This window comes from Bacillus sp. FSL H8-0545 (assembly GCF_038006105.1).
Classification (GTDB): domain Bacteria; phylum Bacillota; class Bacilli; order Bacillales; family Bacillaceae_G; genus Bacillus_A; species Bacillus_A cereus_U.
Map to the genome: position 1 here is coordinate 726,506 of NZ_JBBOUO010000001.1, position 17,442 is coordinate 743,947.

The following is a 17,442-nucleotide window of genomic DNA, read 5'->3' on the forward strand; positions in this document are numbered from 1 at the left end:
TTGTTAATGAAAGGAAAGGTTTTTTCAATTACGACTTTAGTATTATTAGCAACATCAATCTCAACAAGTGCATTCTATCCAACTTTAAGTGGTCACAAAAGCGGTAATCTACTATCTTACAGAGCTCAAACGACTACGAATCAAAATGCATCTCGCTGTTCAGTAGCAATTTCTTTTATTAATTCAAATGGAAATAATTCATATATTGAAAGCGCTTCGGATAAATTAGGATCCCATGAATCTGGAAGAGCATTAAATGCTACTGTGAGTAATGGTGCATATAACGCCTTTGGTGCAAAAGGACTATACTCTGAGCATTATGCTAATGAGGATAATGACTATCAAGAAGAGATTCGCAAAGGTAATTTTGATAGTAATGGAAACTTACGATTACAAAGGTACCTTTAATAGTAATAGGAACTTACGATTACAGTAATAAAAAATATTAAACAGTTGTCTTTGTAAATATTTGGATAAGGAGAAGGGGATGTATATCATCTCCTTCTTATTTAAAAGGAGCCGAGTCATGTATTTAGCTTTTAAAAATATAAAAAGCAACAAACTGTTTTCCGTAATTCTTCTTATGTCATTTTTTATTTCTTTTCTTTCTATATCAGTTGCCGCGCTTTTAACAGAGTCTAAACGAAATTTTATATCTGCTTTTCAAATCGGTTTCCCAGAAAAAAATCAAATTTTAACTGTTCCGATAGCGAATGCAACTGAATTGGAAGCGATAATTCCTTTCATACAAGATACTTTTGTGAAAAGTGATATTTACGTAGAGCATTTAAAAGCATTAAATAGTTCAGGGGCAACAAAGATCATAGCTGTGAACTTAAAAGATGAGTATTATTGGACGCCATATATTTCTGAAGGGCAATATTTTCATCGTGAAAATGTAAATGATATGGTTGTTGGTGATCAAACGAATGTAGAGGAATTATATGAATTTGATGATACATATAAAAAAATAGGAACTATATCGAGAAAAGACAGTGACGTCGGCGTAGCAGGCATATACGTTCCACTTCAAAACTTACCTACTATATCTAAAAAAGGTATTATCGCGAGTAAACAATTACAATTAACAGTTGTTAACCCTACATCATCTATCCATAACGAAATAAAAACTTTTATGAATAAGAGCAAAGAAGTAATTTCGGGTGAGGTTCAAATACTGAATGAAAGAGATCTTCAGGAACTAAATGTAACATATATAGATCCAGCAAATAAGTATTATTATAAATTCATTCTTGTTGCAATTGCTTCTGGCATTTCTGCGGTTTTATTTTGGATTTATAAAAAAGAAAGAGAGATTGCATTAAAAAAAGCAGTAGGTGCTTCTAATATGTCTATTTACTGCGAACTATATATTCAAATTTTGTTTATTTCTCTAGCAGCGATATTGTTGGTTTTTCTTACGTTAGAAATATTTTCTGGAACAATTCATACGTATTTTCAGACATACTTATTAAAACCATTAACACTATATGTATTGATATGTAATGTTGTTTTTATAATTTTTCTTACAATGTTTGTTACTATAATTCCAATCAAGCACATTATAAATATATATCCCGGAAAACATTTAAGAACGTAGGAGGTCGTCATGTTTTTTATATTTGATTCTATACGGTCTGTGAAAAAACGGTTGTTACCAAGTTTGATTATAGTAATTTCTTTAATTATTGCATTTTCTTCAGCAATAGAATTTATTAGTAATCTTTCGGGATATCGAAAAATGATGACAGTAGCAAATAATTTATCGACTCATAAAAATTTCTATGAACTTTATGCGACGCAAGATATAACGTTGTTTAGCGAAGAAAAAGCGAAAAGTGATTATCAACATTTCATTCAAGCGTTATCTAATACGATATCAATAACAAATACAACAAATTATTTGTTCCGTAACTATTCACTTAGCTTAAAAAAAGAAAATGGAACGATAAAGACTCTTATTATTGATAAAGATATTAATAAATACTTTCATATACGACTTTCACAAGGAAGATATTTTGAGGAATCGGAATTTCATAAATCAGTATTTGATATTAGACCTGTGATATTAGGTGCTAATTATAAAGAAAAGGTATCTATTGGTGATGTCATACCATCTGGAAAAATGAAGCTAAAAGTAATCGGTTTTTTAGAAAAAAATTCACCATTTACATATCCTCGAAGCGGTGAAATATCGGATAATCGTATTACATTATTAGATGACATGGCTATTTTACCAATTGGAACAGAAGAAATAGAATTTTATAGTGTAGAACTTTTATACAATGGGCTGATTATAGAAACAAATGGAAAAGTGGATATAAATGAATTTCAAAAGAAAGTATTAAAGGTAACAGAAGGTAAGGGGTATTCGTATTATATTACAAATCCGAATAAATTGTTAGAAAATGAAAAGCAAGGCATTGATAATATGTCATACCCCTTATTATTAAGCGGTACAGTTTTATTTTTTTCATTTATATCTATTTTATTAACATCAATGGCAGCGCTTTATATGGAGCGTAAAAATATTTCTATTAAATCAGCATTAGGAGCAAGTACTTTTCAACTATGTCTTACGTTTGTTATTGAGTATATGTTGTTATTCATTTTATCTATATGTATAGGAATTATGTATTTTCAATGGGAGAATAGCGGAGTAATTGAAATTCAGAAAGGGCTAGAAAATAGTACAGTATCTTTCTTTGGAACGTTACAAGTCTCTATAGAATCATTGATTGTTATAGGTGCTCTATCAATTGTAATGATCCTCATTATATATGCAATCATTTACTTCAATGTACTAAAAATAAAAAATACATATATGAAAGAGGTGTTATAGATGATTCAGCTCGCAAATGTGGCTAAGGGATACGGAAAGAGTAATTTTAGTGCTTTAAAAGATATTAATCTTACAATAGAAAAAGGCGAAATGATAGCTATTATGGGGCCATCTGGTTCGGGGAAATCAACCTTACTTAACATTATTGGCTTAATTGATAGCCCCTCTACTGGAAAGTATTTTTTAGATGGCATGGATACGAGTACATTAAAGTCAAACTATCATAAGTATAGAAATAAGGAAGTTGGATTTGTGTTTCAGAACTTTTCGCTACTAGATGATTATACAGTTATTGAAAATGTAATGCTTCCACTTATATATAGAAGAATTTCTCATAAGAAACGTATACAAATATCAAAAGAAATGCTGGAAATGGTAGGGCTTGAGAGGCATATTAACAAATATCCTTACGAGTTATCAGGTGGAGAACAGCAAAGAACAGCAATAGCAAGGGCTTTAGCACAAGATACAAAAATTATACTTGCTGATGAACCGACTGGTGCTCTCGATCAAGAAAACGGGGAAAAAATTATGAGCATTTTAAAAGAAATTAATAAACAAGGAAAAACGGTACTAGTTGTAACACACGATCAAAAGGTGGCTGAATATTGCCAGAGGACGATACGTTTACTTGATGGCAATATTCAATAAACGTTATGGTGTAATGTGGATAAAAGTATGTGATGATACATATGGAAAATGTATATAAAGGGCTTAGACATACTGGATTTACTGCAATGCTTATTTTTGGCGGTGCATTTCTGCTGCGCTGGTTGATTTATGATGAAATGCTACTAAATTAGCTTATTGGGTTTAGTGTAGGAATGATGATGGTTATTTCATCGGTTTTCATTCAAAAGTATAGTAAAGAATTACAGGTAGATGAGAGGTATTAGAAATTGTGAGCTCCCTTTATATTTGGAGGGGGCTTTTTTATTTATGAAAAAAATCCCTCTTTATGAGGGATTTTAATGTGGTAAGAAAACTAATTGATAAGCGAACAAGATCCCGAATAAATACACAAGTGGGTGAACAGCACGGAATTGTCCTTTTGCCACTTTCATAAGTGGGTATGAAATAAATCCAAGTGCGATACCTGTTGAGATACTTGATGTAAGTGGCATGCTTAAGATTACTAAAAATGCTGGGAATGCTTCATCGAACGTATCCCAATCGATATATCGAACTGAACCCATCATAAGGCTACCAACGATAATTAATGATGGTGCTGTAATAGCTGAAACGCCAGAAACAGCGCTCACTAACGGTCCGAAGAATGCTGCTAATGCAAATAGAACAGCTACTGTAACAGTTGTTAAACCAGTACGACCACCAGCTGCGACACCAGCAGATGATTCAATGTAAGCTGTTGATGGTGTTGTTCCGAACATAGCTCCAATTGTTGCTGAGAATGAGTCAGATAGAAGAGCTCGTCCTGCTTTTGGAAGCTTTCCGTCTTTCATAAATCCACCTTGTTGTGCTACACCAAGTAATGTTCCGGTTGTATCAAATAGTGTAACAAGGAAGAATGAGAACACAACGCCGTATAATCCGTAGTTAATTACATCAGATACAGCAGTAATTGGATTTGAAACGATAATTCCTTCTGGTAATCCAGGCATTGATGTAACGCCGTTTGAGAATGTTAATTGACCTGTGAAGTAAGCGATAATACCAGTTAATAACATTCCGATAAATAGTGCCCCGTTTATATTTAAAGACATAAGGATAATTGTAATTCCAAGGCCAGCTAATGCTAGTAGAACTGGAGGAGAGTGAAGATCGCCAAGCCCAACTAAGTTTGCATCATTTTTTGTAACAATTCCTGTTAAGCGCAAACCGATAAAAGCAATAAAAAGACCGATACCAGCAGTCAGTGCATGTTTTAAGTTTTCAGGAATTACTTCCATTAATTTCGTACGGAAAGATGTGAATGATAACAAAATCAAAATCATACCTGCTACGAATACAGCAGAGAATGCAATCGCGAAAGTCATGCCTTCATGAGCTTTTACAACAGAATAAGAGAAGTAAGCATTTAATCCCATACCCGGTGCAATTGCGATTGGTAAGTTTGTAAAGATTGCCATAAATAATGTTCCGACAACAGCTGCAATGATTGTCGCTGTAAATGCTTGTTCAAATGGAACGCCTGCATCCCCAAGGATGACAGGGTTTACGACAATGATATATGCCATTGTTAAAAAGGTAATAATACCTGCCATAATTTCAGTTTTAATAGAAGTTTTATGTTTTGAAAGGTTAAACATATAAACATCCTTTCTTTTTACGAATAATTTTCACAACAGTTATATATAATATTCGCTTTTTAACTATTTTGCAATAGTTTTGCATAAAAACTTTAGAACAATTCATATTTTATGTCGTAAATTCGAATATTAACCGTGAAAATGAGCGTGAATTGCGGTTTTTTAATGTGTAAGTAGTTTTTAATATTGTGTACATTATAAGGGGAAAGGAGTTGAAGGAAGTTATGCCACAGCAAAAAAACTTTTTAACGATGCCAGCGCAACATCAAAATAAACAGCCTGGTATTGAATCGTTAATGAATCCTCGTCCAAAGTTTGAAGATCCTAATTATAAAGGAAGCGAAAAGTTAAAAGGAAAGAATGTATTAATTACAGGGGGAGATAGCGGGATTGGACGAGCTGTGTCCATCGCTTTTGCAAAAGAGGGAGCAAATATTGCGATTGCTTATTTAGATGAGGACGAAGATGCGAATGAGACGAAACAACTTGTTGAGAAAGAAGGCGTGAATTGTGTATTGCTGCCGGGGGATTTAAGTAATGAGCAACATTGTAAAGATATTGTGGAAGAGACCGCCCGGCAGCTGGGGAGTTTAAATGTTCTTGTGAATAACGTCGCACAGCAATATCCGCAGCAAGGGCTAGAGTATATTACAGCGGAACAGTTAGAAAAAACGTTCCGTATTAATATTTTTTCTTATTTTCATGTTACAAAAGCAGCGCTCTCTCATTTAAAGCAAGGGGATGTAATTATAAACACGGCATCTATCGTTGCGTATGAAGGAAATGAAACGTTGATTGATTATTCTGCAACGAAAGGAGCGATTGTCGCTTTTACAAGATCGCTATCTCAGTCGTTAGTACAAAAAGGAATTCGTGTAAATGGGGTTGCACCAGGCCCAATTTGGACACCGCTTATTCCATCCAGTTTTGATGAGAAAAAAGTATCACAGTTTGGGAGCAATGTTCCTATGCAAAGGCCTGGTCAGCCGTATGAATTAGCGCCTGCATATGTATATTTGGCGTCTAGTGATTCGGCATATGTGACAGGGCAAATGATGCATGTAAATGGTGGAGTAATTGTGAATGGATAGTTTTCATTTATAAGAGCAAAGTAAAGTTAATTGCATTTATCCCGCATTAACGGGCAGTAAAATTCCACCTCAAAATTCAGGTGGAGCACAGAAGTTAGGTGGGAGATAACAGCCCGCAAATAGCGGGAGTGGTGAAGGCTAATACTTAGTGGGGGATGGACAAAACCCCCCACCGAGTAAAGTTTCACTTTATTATGATGTTAGTGCTAGGGAGGATTTAAATGAAGAAAGTATGGTTTATCGTAATCCTATTTTTCTGCCTGCCAGCTAGCGTTTTTGCTAATACAGATCATTTAATATTAGTTAACCTTACGACGAATCAGCTGTCTTTTTTTGAAGAGGGAAACTATACTAGAACATTTCCGATAACGACAGGAAGAGATAGCACCCCGACGCCTGAAGGGAATTTTTGTATTATAACTAAATATAAAAATAAAGAATACCATCGTAAAAAAATACCTGGGGGTGCACCGAATAATCCTCTCGGTACGAGATGGCTAGGTCTGGATAAAAAGGAATATGCCATTCACGGGACAAATCGTGAAGGAACGATTGGAAGCCGGGAATCGAATGGTTGTATTCGCATGCACGATCGGGACATACAATGGTTATACGACCGGGTACAATTACAGACAAAAGTAATTATTTCTCGTTTTCATACGAGTCCCGAATATGAAGCTTATAAGCTTGGTTATCGTGTTGTGAGTTGGAATGGTCGTAAAGTAGAAGAAGAACAAATTGGAATGCTTACGTTAGTAGATCGTGTAAATATATATTGGCAAGAACCAAATGGACAATTAACGAAAGTAAAAACGGTATTGCCAAATGAAAAATACGCAGTGTATTCCAAACGAAAAGATGGAACCTATTATATAGGAAACAATTTGTATATTGTAGAGGAAACGGGAGAAAAAATTCGTTATGAGCAATTACCTTATTCGATTTTAAGTAACATATATAAAAGGAAATATAATGTTCCATAATAGCTACCGTGTATAGGCGGTGGCTTATTTGTGATGAAGTTTAGTTGGTTTTAATGATTTCATACCAATCGTGTGCCTACAAATAGTGAGATGAAAAAATTGAAACAGCAACTATTATGTTTTGCTGAATATAATACAGTACAGACTGGGGGGCGGTCACATTATGAAAAGTGAATTTGCATTTAAAATTTTCTTAATCACGACTTGTTTATTTATCGTGTATGTATATGCTTTACTCGTCTTCTCCTTTTATGTTCCATATGTTGATTTAATATTGTTCATCGGATTTATTTGGGCATTTGTTAAAGCGAGGGAAGGGGAGAAGAGTGTATATCGACGCATTACTTTATGCGGGACGGTCCTTCTCGTTATTTTGTACTTCTTTATGATGCATGATTTTTGGAGGGGAATGTAAAAAAGCATACGACTAATCGTATGCTTTTACGTTTAATATTTCGGTTTAAATGTATGACAACAAGTCTCTACACTCGTTGTTACAGAGCTTTCTAGCGTCTCGTTTGTTAAAGCAGCGCTTGTATACGAACTGTTTTCAATTTGACCTGCTTCTTGTGCATCAGGTTGAACAACGATTGCACTTGCTTGACAAAGGTTACCTTGTCCCCAAAATGAGCAATTGGAAACAGAGCATTTCACTTCTGGCATAAAATCCCCTCCTTATACATTAGTGTGGGATTTTACACGCATTTCATGTATAGAAGGAGTTTCCTTTTCTTATTATTTTTTCGTTTGCTCAAGCCACTCTTTTAATTTGTCTTCCGGTTGTTCGCCGCTAATACGGCTCACTTCTTTACCATCTTTAAAATGAATGATTGTTGGAGTACCTTTAATTTTATATTCATCCCAAGGAGCATCTAATTTTTCAATATCCATAACTTTCATATCAATATTCAAGCCTTTAGCCATTGGTACTACGATAGGAGATAATTTTTGGCAATGAACGCAAGATGTTTGATAAAAGTATACTGTTTCTTCTTTTTTCTCTTTTAAATTCTTTTGGAGATCTGAAAGAGAAATTTTGTTTGTGTAGTAGTCAGGACCATCTGATTGACTAGTAGCATTATCAATTTTTTGGCTTGTTGAAGCATTTTTTTCTTCCATTTGTGTTACAGCGAAAATTGCTGCAAACAAGGCGATAATAATACCACCAAATATAAGCATTTTTTTCATTCTTTCATCTCCTTATTTGTTTTTAATTACAATAAAGCTGCAAATAGCGATTGTGATAAAGCCAATAAGAGCTAAAAACGGGATTGTCACAAAGCCGAACCAGTTTATGTATTCTCCCGTACAAGGTACGCGTCCGCAAGCTGCTCCTGCAGCTGATAGTGCTGAAAGTTTTTGAATTGCATAATGATATAAAGAAATACAAGCACCAATACTTGCAATTGGTAAGGAATAACTTGCAATGCGATAATCTTTTTTTACTACAGCAATGCCGAGCCATAAAACGAATGGATACATAAAGATACGTTGATACCAGCAAAGAACACAAGGCTCAAATTTCATGATTTCGGAAAAGTATAGGCTACCTAGCGTAGCAATAAAAGAAGCTCCCCATGCAGTAAATAAAGCATACTCTTGCTTTTTTTCTCGTCCCATATTTTATACCTCACTTATAATAGTTACATACTAAATTATAGTATGAAGTAGTACAGAAAAGAAAGAGAAAATATGTTTATCAATAAAAGTTTTGTAAAAGGAAACTTTTATTGATATAAAAATGTTCAAAAAAGCGCCATTCTCTAAGAGAGAATAGCGCTATATTTTACATTTGAATTTGCTCTACTACTTCTTCTACATGTGACTTCTGGGATGCATGGTCAATATATTGAAATAGGAGCTGCAATTGTTTGTCAACTTCTGGTAATTCTTTACTGTATTGATAAGCGTGTAAAAAGTGTTCAATACGCTTAGAAAATAGTTGGTCATTCGTTTGAACCATTAAAACGAGTAGTTTATCCCAATTACAGCAATACGTGTAATAGAGAGCTTTGTCATAGTCGTTATATGTTTGCACTGTGTTACCCTCCTTACCGAAGAGTTATATATAGTGTGTGACAAGCGAGGAGAAATACACTTGAAAGAATTTGTTAAGAAAAAAAGTGAATGAAAAGAAAAAAAACGAGGAGTCTCCTCGTTTTTTAAGCTTTTGGCATTGGCGTAGGTGTTGGTTTCCCATATCCTTCTTTGTATTTATTATCAATATAATTACGAATTTCAAGCGTTGATTTTCCTTTTTGTTTCATCGAAGCAGATTCAACTGCGATTTCTAAGCAATTTACACAAGTTGTTGCATGGGAATCCCAAACAACTTCACCATTCTTTTTGATTTCACGAATAAAGCAATTTTTATTATTTTTATGTCCTACACTTTCACCACAGCCGCAGTAACAAGGAATCCAATCCAATAGTTCAGCATTTTGTCCAGCGACAGTATAGATTTCTTTCATTTGTGGATCAAGTTTGTCTAGGAAGGTCGGAAGTGTGTCGACTCCTTTTGTCTTTTCTTGAATGTCAGCTTGCTGAGTATGTGATGCGTGGTCATGCTCTTCTTTTGATTCAGAAGATTTTTTTTCATTTGTACCAGTACTCCCGCATCCAGTAAGAATTAAGCTTAGTACTACAAGTAAAGAAAATACATATTTCTTCATAGGCTTGTCCCCTTTGCAAATGTATTAATCAAATTGTATCAAATATCATGGTGTGTCGGGTGAAGATTCTTTCGACTTATTTTTGAAGCGCCATCGTAGTGAATGGAATAGAAATAAGATTGGAATATAAGCGTATACAATATATAAGCCGGCCTGAGAAAGTACGGTATTTAATGTATTGATGCTTTCCCTGTTTGTGAAAAACAAAGATGAAACAAATATAGTCGCGATAAACAATGGCAATGTAATGTTAAATGGTATGTGAAAAGAGTAGTTACTAATACGACAAGCGGACCAAATCGTTAAACAAAGATTAGGTAAAATAATAAGAAACCATAAGAAAATAATAATGTATTCAAATCGCTGAATGAATGGGACTTTAATAATTTTTAGCATTGTTAAAGTAGGCCAAATTGTATGATGCAGTTGGCCCTGACTATAGTACATAAGGGAAACGATTGCTAGTACTACATATAAAATAGTTGTGAAAGCAATCCCGCCATGTGCCCATTTATGTAGTGATTTTCCCTTTTTAATAAGTGGGTAAAAGATAAGGATTGCTTCAAATCCAAGAAACTCTAATGCAGATGCTTTCGCTGAATATAGAATGTCTGCAGGTGAATGGGTGAAAATAGGTAAAATATTACGGACATGTGCGTATTTCATAGGGAAAACTAAGAAGAATAGTACGAAAATCGGTATTATGACGCCCCAAAAACACATTCCTGTTACAGAGCGGAAGCCGCCTTTTATTACATAATACGTCACGAGTAAAAATAATAATGTTAATTTCCATGGCTTAATTGTAGGAAAAACCCAAACTTGAATGACTTCAATATATGTACGAAGCACAGTAAGGCAAAATAAGAGAAGATATGCGGCAAAGCACATAGAGAAAAAGGTTCCAATCCATTTTCCGAAACATGTCGTATGAATGGTCATCAAATCATTGTCTTTTTCTAACATTTTTAACATACAAAACAGTACGATATGAGTTAAGACACCCGCAACAATAAGGGAAATCCAAGCATCATAACCAGCATATTGTGCAATAACTCGTTGGTATCCTAACACGCCTACTCCAATTTGAAGAGAGTGTAATAAAAGAAATGTGAAATAAGGGGAAACAGTCATTGTTTTATTTTGCTCAGCCATTGTAACACCTCACTATTCTCCGATACCAGATTGTACGATATTAACTTGCACATTAACCGCAACGTCTACGCTAGGGTACATTTCTTGAATTTGTTTCATACTCCATTTTCTCGAGTGACTACGAATTTCTTCACGTATACCTACTGGATCAATATCTTTTTCTTGGAATTGTTTTATTAATTCGTTTAAATGTTTTTCAATTGTTTTTTCTACATGTTTTTTTACGTAAGTTATATTCTCCTTTTTAGATAAATCAAGCCAATCAGGAGTGTTTTTTATGAGTCCATTTAGTTTTAAGTGGATGTGAACTTTTGGAAGACTACCGTTTTGAGAAACGTCACAGACACTTTTTCCAGATAAGTTTTGAGTAGCGATTAATCCTTTATGTTTACCTTGACGTATCGGAACTTCGTAACGTCCATTTTTAGTTGGATTAATGAGTAATTTTAATAAAAAAGAGCCTTTTTTATCTGTATACATAGCCACTTTATCTTTTTTTAAAAAAGCGATGCCTTTAATAGAAGCTGATTTGTCTTCGTCAACTTCAATATAGGGAAGAAAGGGATCGCCTCCTGATGAGTAAAAGTTATACAAAAAAATATTTAAAGCGGTCCGAGGAATTGTTTCAGTTTCTATATTTTGCTCAAGTAAATCAGCAAGATAGAGCGATCCATTTGTTTTAACATGCTTGAGAAGTTCTTCTGTTGATCCGTCTACAAGTGCTAGCTGTACGTCTCGGCCAATGTTAGGGTCACGTTGTAAGTTGTTAATAACATCCCCAATTCCACGTTCACCAAATGCTTTTCCAAATAAGACAACACGCATTTGACCTACAGCGATCGTATGTGGCGATTTGGCGTTTAGCTGTGAAGAGATTGTTTCAAGTGTACTTGCAGTAGTTGACTGAGTTTCTGGTTTAGATTGTACGCCCTTTGTATAATCTGGATAGAGAATTGTCCCGCGAAATTTTTTATCTTTCGTTATATCAAATCCACCTACATGAATAATTCGCTGTGTGTCTACTATATTTGGTTGTGTACAGCCTGATTGGAAAATTAAAATGATAATGGAAAAGCATAATAAAATATTTTTCATTTCTCCTCACCATCATGTTTTTCTTTCGCTTTGTTTGGATCATAGCGCCATTTCTTTTTTGGTCTTAGAACAGAAGCACGCTGTGCAGTTTGGCTAAATGGTAAGCGTAGAAAGCCTTCCGCTGTCCCTAAACCGCGAAATGGATATAAAGGTAATAAATAAGGCGATCCAAGTGATTTTAAACGAATTAAATGAGCTAATATGAATACGAATCCTACAATGAGACCTAAGCCCCCAAATGCACCAGCTAAAAGAATAAGCGGAAATCGTAGTATCCGGATAGTAGAAGACATTTTTACAGTTGGTGTTGTAAAAGAAGCGAGTGCTGATAAAGCGACCGCAATTAATAAAATTGTACTTGTTAAAGCAGCTTGAACAGATGCTTGCCCAATTACAATCCCACCAACGATACCGATTGTTTGTCCAACTTTTGTCGGTAATCGTGCCCCAGCTTCGCGAAGTAATTCAATTGTAATTTCTAAAAAAAGTGCCTCTAAAACAGGTGGGAAAGGTACATTAGCTCTAGAATAAATAATAGGGCCAAGTAAATCAGCTGGAATCATTTGATAGTGATATGTTAATACAGCTGTATAAATGGCTGACGAAAATAAAGAGAATGCAGCTCCAAAAAAACGAACCATCCGAAGAAATGAGCCCGCTATCCATGGTAAATAATAATCTTCTGGAGAGACGAAGAAATCGAGTAATGTCGCTGGTCCAGCTAATGCATATGGTGAACCGTCTGTTAAAATGACAACTCCTCCATTCAATAATGCATAAACGGAGCGATCTAAACGCTCTGTAGGGAGTAAAACAGGGAAGGGAGAGTTGCTGTTATCACTAATAAACTGTTCAATCATAGTCGCATCGAAAGGAACATCAAAGTCAATGTCTTGTAGGCGCTGCATTGCAGTATTAACGTGCTGTTCATTCGTAATGCCTTCGATGTAAGCAACTACGACTTTTGTTTTTGATATAGAGCCAACTACAACTTGTTTGAAAACTAATTGCTCCGTTACAATATTCCGGCGAAGTAAGTGTATATTTGTATCAATATTTTCAACAAATCCAACTTTTGGACCGATGACACTATATTCATTTTCTGTATCGTTATATAACCGTGTACCTAACACTGAACTCTCGGCACGAATAAGTGCATATTCTGCTGAGTGAGAATCATTTTTTAGCTGAATAAGTACATACCCACTTAATAATTTTTCACGAATATCATCAATAGAAGGGGCGGTGATAATCTCCTCGAGTGTGACGATATTTGCTATATCGCTTATATTTTCAATGTGATCTAATTCTCTTTTTATAGGTGTTAAAATGAATCGATTAATGAGGAGTGATTCGGCTGTAGATTTATAATAAAACAAACATAACGTCCCATCTTCTACGATGTTATAAGAAACGAAATCACTAGACCCTTTCATAGTTTGAATAAATTCTGGAATGGAACAGATTGTTTTTTTATTCTTTTTAGACGAAAAACGAAACATTTTCTCCCCCCTTACCTACATTATTTACTCGTGTTAGTTTTTGGGAAAGACAGGAATTTATACTTGAAAATTGAAAGTTCATAAAGTGAAACTTTAATCAGTGGGGGTTTTGTTCATCCCCCACTGATTATTAGCCCTCACCAATCGGGCGTTTACGGGCAGTTGATCTCCCACCTAACTTCTTTGCTCCAGCCGAATTTTGAGGTGGGAGTTTTACTACCCACAAATAGCGGGATAAAGAAAAGGAAGAGTATTGAATATCTCTTCCTTTTTGGCAGGCTAATTTGTTTTCTTTTCTTTAATAGACTTCACTAATTTAATCATTTCTGTCCGTATATCTTCTTTTTTAACATTTGATTTTTCCGCAATTTGTTTAATATCCATCCCATCTTTTTTCATTTTCAGTACATCATCGAGAGAAGTATTACTTTTTTGAGCGATGATTGTTAATACCGTGAGCTGACGTAAGCCTATGTTATACTCTTTCATTTTTTGTTTTAGTCCATCTGGTGTGGACTTTTGCATATTTGCTAATTTTTGCAGTAGTGCTTTTTTCGTTTCCTTATTCATATGATGCTTTTTCAATTTACTTGGATCTACACCGAAATGCTGTGCTGTTTTCTCCCAAGATTTATTTTGCTTATAGTAAGCTAAAACGTCCTTAATTTCTTTTTTGCTAATTCTTGCAATGTGGGCAGCTTTCCAAATTTCATGTTTGTTATAGCCGAGTTTTTCGAGAGACTGCATTTCTTCCTCTGAGATTAGCTTATGATGGTGCATTGTTACTTCTTTTGGCGGGGCAGCGGAAGCAGGGAAAACAGACACTCCGCATAATAATGCTGCTATAGTCATACTTACTGCGATTTTCTTATACATGTAAACTCCTCCTAGATGGGTAATGTGGAAAACTTACACATATCATTTCCATAAAATGTGAAAAACTTGTGAACAAGTTAAGTTTTTTTATTCACAGTATAAAAAGAAGTTTTTCTTGGTTTTCCAACATAAAACATTGATTAATAGTGAAAAACTAGGTTATAATCGAAATTGAAAATCAATATCAATAACAAACTTATACATATAGATAAAAATAAGGGGGAGAAAAATATGACTACATATACTTCCATCGCAAATGTGATTAAAGAAAGACGTTCTGTTCGTACATTTACAGATAAAGCAGTAGACAAAGAGCTATTAATTGAACTATTAAACGACGCAACATGGGCACCGAATCATAAAAACCGTGAACCATGGAATTGTAAATTATACATTGGAGAAGGCCGTCATAAATTAGTAGACGCAGTATTAAACTCTTTCACAGAAGAAGAAAGAGTGAAACGCGGCAAAATTTTATCTGACCGTTTTTTAAGCACACCTGCACAAATCGTTGTATATATGAATGAAGATCCGCGTCAAATTCCACGTGACGAAGATTACGCTGCAACATGTGCATTTATGCAAAACTTCCAATTACTTGCTTGGGAACGCGGCTTAGGATGTGTTTGGAAATCAGGTGGATTAAACTACAATCCACTATTTATAGAAGGAATCGGTTTAACAAGAGGCCAACGCATCGTTGGAATTCTTCATATCGGCTATTTTGATAAAGCACCAGAAGGAAAAGCTCGTACGCCGATTACGGAGAAGATGGAGATTATTGAGGGTTAATAGATGAGGCATTCTCGTTTTTTCGGGGGTGTCTTTTTATTATGCAATCAATCCTCATGAAAGCTTGTTCCCCATCATACACTTTCTTAAGGGAAATTGTAAGGAGGGAAAATAATGAGAGCAAGTGACGATAAAGCGCTGCAATATGCGATAGCGGAAATTACGGAAATTGCGACTGGATTTGGGCTTGATTTTTATCCGATGCGTTATGAAGTATGTCCAGCGGAAATTATTTATACATTTGGTGCATATGGGATGCCGACGAGGTTTTCACATTGGAGTTTTGGAAAGCAATTTTTCAGAATGAAATTACAATACGATTTGGGACTTAGTAAAATTTATGAACTCGTTATTAACTCTGATCCATGTTACGCCTTTTTATTAGATACGAATTCTTTAATTCAAAATAAACTAATCGTAGCGCACGTTTTAGCGCACTGTGATTTCTTTAAAAATAATATTCGTTTTTCGAATACGAAGCGAGACATGGTAGAAAGTATGGCTGCAACAGCGGATCGTGTGAAAGCATATGAGCATAAGTACGGAAAGGCAGAGGTAGAAACATTTTTAGATGCCGTACTTGCCATTCAAGAACATATTGACCCGTCACTTATGCGCCCGAAACTTGCATGGAGTATTGAAGATTTAGAAGAGGATGTAGAGAAGAAAAAGATATCACAGTACGATGATTTATGGAATTTAGATGATCGAAATAAAACACGAGAACGACCTAATATGCATAAAAAGAAGAAAATCCCTCCGCAACCAGAAAAAGATTTACTCCTCTTTATTGAAGAATATAGCCGTGAGCTAGAAGAGTGGCAGCGCGATATATTAACGATGATGCGTGAGGAAATGTTATATTTCTGGCCGCAGCTTGAAACGAAGATCATGAATGAAGGCTGGGCTTCCTACTGGCATCAACGCATACTTCGTGAAATGGACTTAACATCTGGTGAAGCAATTGAATTTGCGAAATTAAATGCAGGTGTCGTACAGCCATCAAAAACAAGTATTAATCCATACTACCTCGGTATTAAAATGTTTGAAGATATTGAAGAACGCTATAACAATCCGACAGAAGAAATGAAAAGGCGCGGTGTGAAGCCTGGTTCTGGTCGTGAGAAAATGTTTGAAGTACGGGAAATTGAATGGGACGTATCGTTCCTAAGAAACTACTTAAATAAAGAACTCGTAATGAGAGAAGATATGTACTTATTCCAGCGCCAAGGTAAGGAATATAAAGTAATTGACAAAGAGTGGGAACAAGTACGAGATCAACTCGTAAATATGCGTACAAATGGAGGTTTCCCGTACTTAGTAGTGGAAGATGGAGACTACTTAAAGAATGGGGAATTGTACATTAAACATAGTTACGAAGGAATTGAGCTAGACTTAAAATACTTAGAAAAAGTATTACCTTATCTTCATCAGTTATGGGGAAGAACGGTGCATATGGAGTCGATTGTGGAGAGTAAGGGCGTTGTGTTTTCTTATGATGGGAAGATGGTGCATCGGAAGTATGTGTAATAAAAAGAACGGACAAAGAATTTCTTGTCCGTTCTTTTTATTATATGGAGTTTTTGTTCACCAAACAGGTCGTATGCTCGATGATAATTTTCCTGTATTTTCTTTAGTAACGAATGTTGTTAAATCCTCTTTAAGCATTTGCATTCGTTCTGCACCTATGTTTGCAATCCATCGTTGTTCTATTTCAGCTACTATTTCTTCTTTTACTTTCATTACTGCTAAACCACGCTCGGTTAAAACAATAATTTTACCTCTTTTATCAGTAGGATGCGTTTGGCGCGTGACATAACCACTGTTCTCAAGAGAATCTACCATTTTACTTATGGCTTGTTTTGAAACCCCTAAATATTCAGCTAGTTCTATACCTGTTGCTCCATTAGGAAGGATGCGTTTGAACATAAAACCATGCGCTGGCCTAATATCTTCAAATCCCAATTCACTTAATTTGTCATGTAGTTCAGTAATTAGTGTGCTGAACGATAATGATAAAAGTGAAGTGAGATCTAATTCGTTAAATGTTTGATGATCCATGTATATAACCTCCGCACTTGTAGTCAATTAAGTTGACTATCGGTAAGGTCTATTGTACTATACATAATATAGTCAATCAAATTGACTATATTATGTTGGTAGA

General features: G+C 35.0%; 20 protein-coding genes and 1 pseudogene. 10 read left to right on the forward strand and 11 right to left on the reverse strand.

The window, feature by feature from the left end:
* The first annotated feature begins 6 nt into the window (after positions 1 to 6).
* The 5 genes and pseudogenes from MHI07_RS03785 to MHI07_RS03805 all read left to right on the forward strand — a co-directional run bounded on the left by MHI07_RS03785 (position 7) and on the right by MHI07_RS03805 (position 3,738).
* Positions 7 to 408, forward strand: a complete 402-nt coding sequence (locus MHI07_RS03785) for a hypothetical protein (protein WP_002159224.1) — start codon at positions 7 to 9, stop codon at positions 406 to 408.
* 118 nt (positions 409 to 526) lie between these two features.
* Positions 527 to 1,600: an ABC transporter permease gene (locus MHI07_RS03790; protein WP_340822018.1), complete on the forward strand. Its 1,074-nt coding sequence runs from the start codon at positions 527 to 529 to the stop codon at positions 1,598 to 1,600.
* A 9-nt stretch (positions 1,601 to 1,609) separates the two neighbouring features.
* Positions 1,610 to 2,842: an ABC transporter permease gene (locus MHI07_RS03795; RefSeq protein WP_002203378.1), complete on the forward strand. Its 1,233-nt coding sequence runs from the start codon at positions 1,610 to 1,612 to the stop codon at positions 2,840 to 2,842.
* Positions 2,843 to 3,493: an ABC transporter ATP-binding protein gene (locus tag MHI07_RS03800; protein ID WP_002159221.1), complete on the forward strand. Its 651-nt coding sequence runs from the start codon at positions 2,843 to 2,845 to the stop codon at positions 3,491 to 3,493.
* 32 nt (positions 3,494 to 3,525) lie between these two features.
* A pseudogene (locus MHI07_RS03805) lies at positions 3,526 to 3,738 on the forward strand (hypothetical protein).
* Positions 3,739 to 3,810: 72 nt separating this feature from the next.
* On the opposite strand, the gene MHI07_RS03810 reads toward MHI07_RS03805, so the two are convergent.
* The gene (locus MHI07_RS03810) at positions 3,811 to 5,112 is read right to left on the reverse strand and encodes an NCS2 family permease (RefSeq protein ID WP_078174069.1); all 1,302 of its coding nucleotides are present in this window, start codon (positions 5,110 to 5,112) and stop codon (positions 3,811 to 3,813) included.
* 224 nt (positions 5,113 to 5,336) lie between these two features.
* Here MHI07_RS03810 and MHI07_RS03815 point away from each other — a divergent pair, with 224 nt between their 5' ends.
* The 3 genes from MHI07_RS03815 (at position 5,337) to MHI07_RS03825 (ending at position 7,601) form a co-directional block, all read left to right on the forward strand.
* On the forward strand, positions 5,337 to 6,203 hold the full coding sequence (locus MHI07_RS03815) for an SDR family oxidoreductase (RefSeq protein ID WP_215557974.1): 867 nt from the start codon (positions 5,337 to 5,339) through the stop codon (positions 6,201 to 6,203).
* Positions 6,204 to 6,424: 221 nt separating this feature from the next.
* Positions 6,425 to 7,186, forward strand: a complete 762-nt coding sequence (locus MHI07_RS03820; protein ID WP_002159216.1) for a L,D-transpeptidase — start codon at positions 6,425 to 6,427, stop codon at positions 7,184 to 7,186.
* Positions 7,187 to 7,349: 163 nt separating this feature from the next.
* On the forward strand, positions 7,350 to 7,601 hold the full coding sequence (locus MHI07_RS03825; RefSeq protein WP_002159215.1) for a hypothetical protein: 252 nt from the start codon (positions 7,350 to 7,352) through the stop codon (positions 7,599 to 7,601).
* A gap of 32 nt (positions 7,602 to 7,633) precedes the next feature.
* Here MHI07_RS03825 and MHI07_RS03830 read toward each other — a convergent pair whose 3' ends face one another.
* The 9 genes from MHI07_RS03830 to MHI07_RS03870 all read right to left on the reverse strand — a co-directional run bounded on the left by MHI07_RS03830 (position 7,634) and on the right by MHI07_RS03870 (position 14,486).
* Positions 7,634 to 7,849: a DUF1540 domain-containing protein gene (locus tag MHI07_RS03830; RefSeq protein WP_002150465.1), complete on the reverse strand. Its 216-nt coding sequence runs from the start codon at positions 7,847 to 7,849 to the stop codon at positions 7,634 to 7,636.
* 72 nt (positions 7,850 to 7,921) lie between these two features.
* Positions 7,922 to 8,374: a thioredoxin family protein gene (locus tag MHI07_RS03835; protein WP_002159214.1), complete on the reverse strand. Its 453-nt coding sequence runs from the start codon at positions 8,372 to 8,374 to the stop codon at positions 7,922 to 7,924.
* 12 nt (positions 8,375 to 8,386) lie between these two features.
* Entirely contained in the window at positions 8,387 to 8,806 is a 420-nt protein-coding gene (locus MHI07_RS03840; RefSeq protein ID WP_002159213.1) for a disulfide formation protein C, read from the reverse strand.
* A gap of 166 nt (positions 8,807 to 8,972) precedes the next feature.
* The gene (locus MHI07_RS03845; protein ID WP_002150460.1) at positions 8,973 to 9,224 is read right to left on the reverse strand and encodes a YhdB family protein; all 252 of its coding nucleotides are present in this window, start codon (positions 9,222 to 9,224) and stop codon (positions 8,973 to 8,975) included.
* A gap of 124 nt (positions 9,225 to 9,348) precedes the next feature.
* On the reverse strand, positions 9,349 to 9,858 hold the full coding sequence (locus MHI07_RS03850) for a PCYCGC motif-containing (lipo)protein (protein ID WP_002159212.1): 510 nt from the start codon (positions 9,856 to 9,858) through the stop codon (positions 9,349 to 9,351).
* Between the two features lie 45 nt (positions 9,859 to 9,903).
* A complete protein-coding gene (locus MHI07_RS03855) occupies positions 9,904 to 11,013 on the reverse strand; it encodes a GerAB/ArcD/ProY family transporter (protein ID WP_131232360.1) in 1,110 nt (369 codons plus the stop codon).
* A 12-nt stretch (positions 11,014 to 11,025) separates the two neighbouring features.
* Entirely contained in the window at positions 11,026 to 12,108 is a 1,083-nt protein-coding gene (gene gerYC, locus MHI07_RS03860; RefSeq protein ID WP_078174064.1) for a spore germination protein GerYC, read from the reverse strand.
* Positions 12,105 to 13,610, reverse strand: a complete 1,506-nt coding sequence (locus MHI07_RS03865) for a spore germination protein (RefSeq protein ID WP_340822026.1) — start codon at positions 13,608 to 13,610, stop codon at positions 12,105 to 12,107. The genes gerYC and MHI07_RS03865 overlap by 4 nt, the downstream gene beginning before the upstream one ends.
* 279 nt (positions 13,611 to 13,889) lie before the next feature.
* On the reverse strand, positions 13,890 to 14,486 hold the full coding sequence (locus tag MHI07_RS03870; RefSeq protein WP_340822030.1) for a hypothetical protein: 597 nt from the start codon (positions 14,484 to 14,486) through the stop codon (positions 13,890 to 13,892).
* A gap of 231 nt (positions 14,487 to 14,717) precedes the next feature.
* Here MHI07_RS03870 and MHI07_RS03875 point away from each other — a divergent pair, with 231 nt between their 5' ends.
* Together MHI07_RS03875 and spoVR are read left to right on the forward strand one after the other, a co-directional pair.
* Positions 14,718 to 15,278: a nitroreductase family protein gene (locus MHI07_RS03875; RefSeq protein WP_340822031.1), complete on the forward strand. Its 561-nt coding sequence runs from the start codon at positions 14,718 to 14,720 to the stop codon at positions 15,276 to 15,278.
* Between the two features lie 114 nt (positions 15,279 to 15,392).
* A complete protein-coding gene (gene spoVR, locus MHI07_RS03880) occupies positions 15,393 to 16,808 on the forward strand; it encodes a stage V sporulation protein SpoVR (RefSeq protein WP_131232357.1) in 1,416 nt (471 codons plus the stop codon).
* A gap of 57 nt (positions 16,809 to 16,865) precedes the next feature.
* On the opposite strand, the gene MHI07_RS03885 is transcribed toward spoVR, so the two are convergent.
* Positions 16,866 to 17,339 carry a MarR family winged helix-turn-helix transcriptional regulator gene (locus MHI07_RS03885; protein WP_340822034.1) on the reverse strand — a complete coding sequence of 158 codons (474 nt, stop codon included), beginning with the start codon at positions 17,337 to 17,339 and terminating at the stop codon, positions 16,866 to 16,868.
* Positions 17,340 to 17,442: the final 103 nt, after the last annotated feature.

What these genes read in the sequence shown, in the direction of transcription:
- MHI07_RS03785 (WP_002159224.1), top strand. Translation starts at nt 7, where the DNA reads ATGAAAGGAAAGGTTTTTTCAATTACGACTTTAGTATTATTAGCAACA.
- MHI07_RS03790 (WP_340822018.1), top strand. Translation starts at nt 527, where the DNA reads ATGTATTTAGCTTTTAAAAATATAAAAAGCAACAAACTGTTTTCCGTA.
- MHI07_RS03795 (WP_002203378.1), top strand. Translation starts at nt 1,610, where the DNA reads ATGTTTTTTATATTTGATTCTATACGGTCTGTGAAAAAACGGTTGTTA.
- MHI07_RS03800 (WP_002159221.1), top strand. Translation starts at nt 2,843, where the DNA reads ATGATTCAGCTCGCAAATGTGGCTAAGGGATACGGAAAGAGTAATTTT.
- MHI07_RS03810 (WP_078174069.1), bottom strand. Translation starts at nt 5,112, where the DNA reads ATGTTTAACCTTTCAAAACATAAAACTTCTATTAAAACTGAAATTATG.
- MHI07_RS03815 (WP_215557974.1), top strand. Translation starts at nt 5,337, where the DNA reads ATGCCACAGCAAAAAAACTTTTTAACGATGCCAGCGCAACATCAAAAT.
- MHI07_RS03820 (WP_002159216.1), top strand. Translation starts at nt 6,425, where the DNA reads ATGAAGAAAGTATGGTTTATCGTAATCCTATTTTTCTGCCTGCCAGCT.
- MHI07_RS03825 (WP_002159215.1), top strand. Translation starts at nt 7,350, where the DNA reads ATGAAAAGTGAATTTGCATTTAAAATTTTCTTAATCACGACTTGTTTA.
- MHI07_RS03830 (WP_002150465.1), bottom strand. Translation starts at nt 7,849, where the DNA reads ATGCCAGAAGTGAAATGCTCTGTTTCCAATTGCTCATTTTGGGGACAA.
- MHI07_RS03835 (WP_002159214.1), bottom strand. Translation starts at nt 8,374, where the DNA reads ATGAAAAAAATGCTTATATTTGGTGGTATTATTATCGCCTTGTTTGCA.
- MHI07_RS03840 (WP_002159213.1), bottom strand. Translation starts at nt 8,806, where the DNA reads ATGGGACGAGAAAAAAAGCAAGAGTATGCTTTATTTACTGCATGGGGA.
- MHI07_RS03850 (WP_002159212.1), bottom strand. Translation starts at nt 9,858, where the DNA reads ATGAAGAAATATGTATTTTCTTTACTTGTAGTACTAAGCTTAATTCTT.
- MHI07_RS03855 (WP_131232360.1), bottom strand. Translation starts at nt 11,013, where the DNA reads ATGGCTGAGCAAAATAAAACAATGACTGTTTCCCCTTATTTCACATTT.
- gerYC (WP_078174064.1), bottom strand. Translation starts at nt 12,108, where the DNA reads ATGAAAAATATTTTATTATGCTTTTCCATTATCATTTTAATTTTCCAA.
- MHI07_RS03865 (WP_340822026.1), bottom strand. Translation starts at nt 13,610, where the DNA reads ATGTTTCGTTTTTCGTCTAAAAAGAATAAAAAAACAATCTGTTCCATT.
- MHI07_RS03870 (WP_340822030.1), bottom strand. Translation starts at nt 14,486, where the DNA reads ATGTATAAGAAAATCGCAGTAAGTATGACTATAGCAGCATTATTATGC.
- MHI07_RS03875 (WP_340822031.1), top strand. Translation starts at nt 14,718, where the DNA reads ATGACTACATATACTTCCATCGCAAATGTGATTAAAGAAAGACGTTCT.
- spoVR (WP_131232357.1), top strand. Translation starts at nt 15,393, where the DNA reads ATGAGAGCAAGTGACGATAAAGCGCTGCAATATGCGATAGCGGAAATT.
- MHI07_RS03885 (WP_340822034.1), bottom strand. Translation starts at nt 17,339, where the DNA reads ATGGATCATCAAACATTTAACGAATTAGATCTCACTTCACTTTTATCA.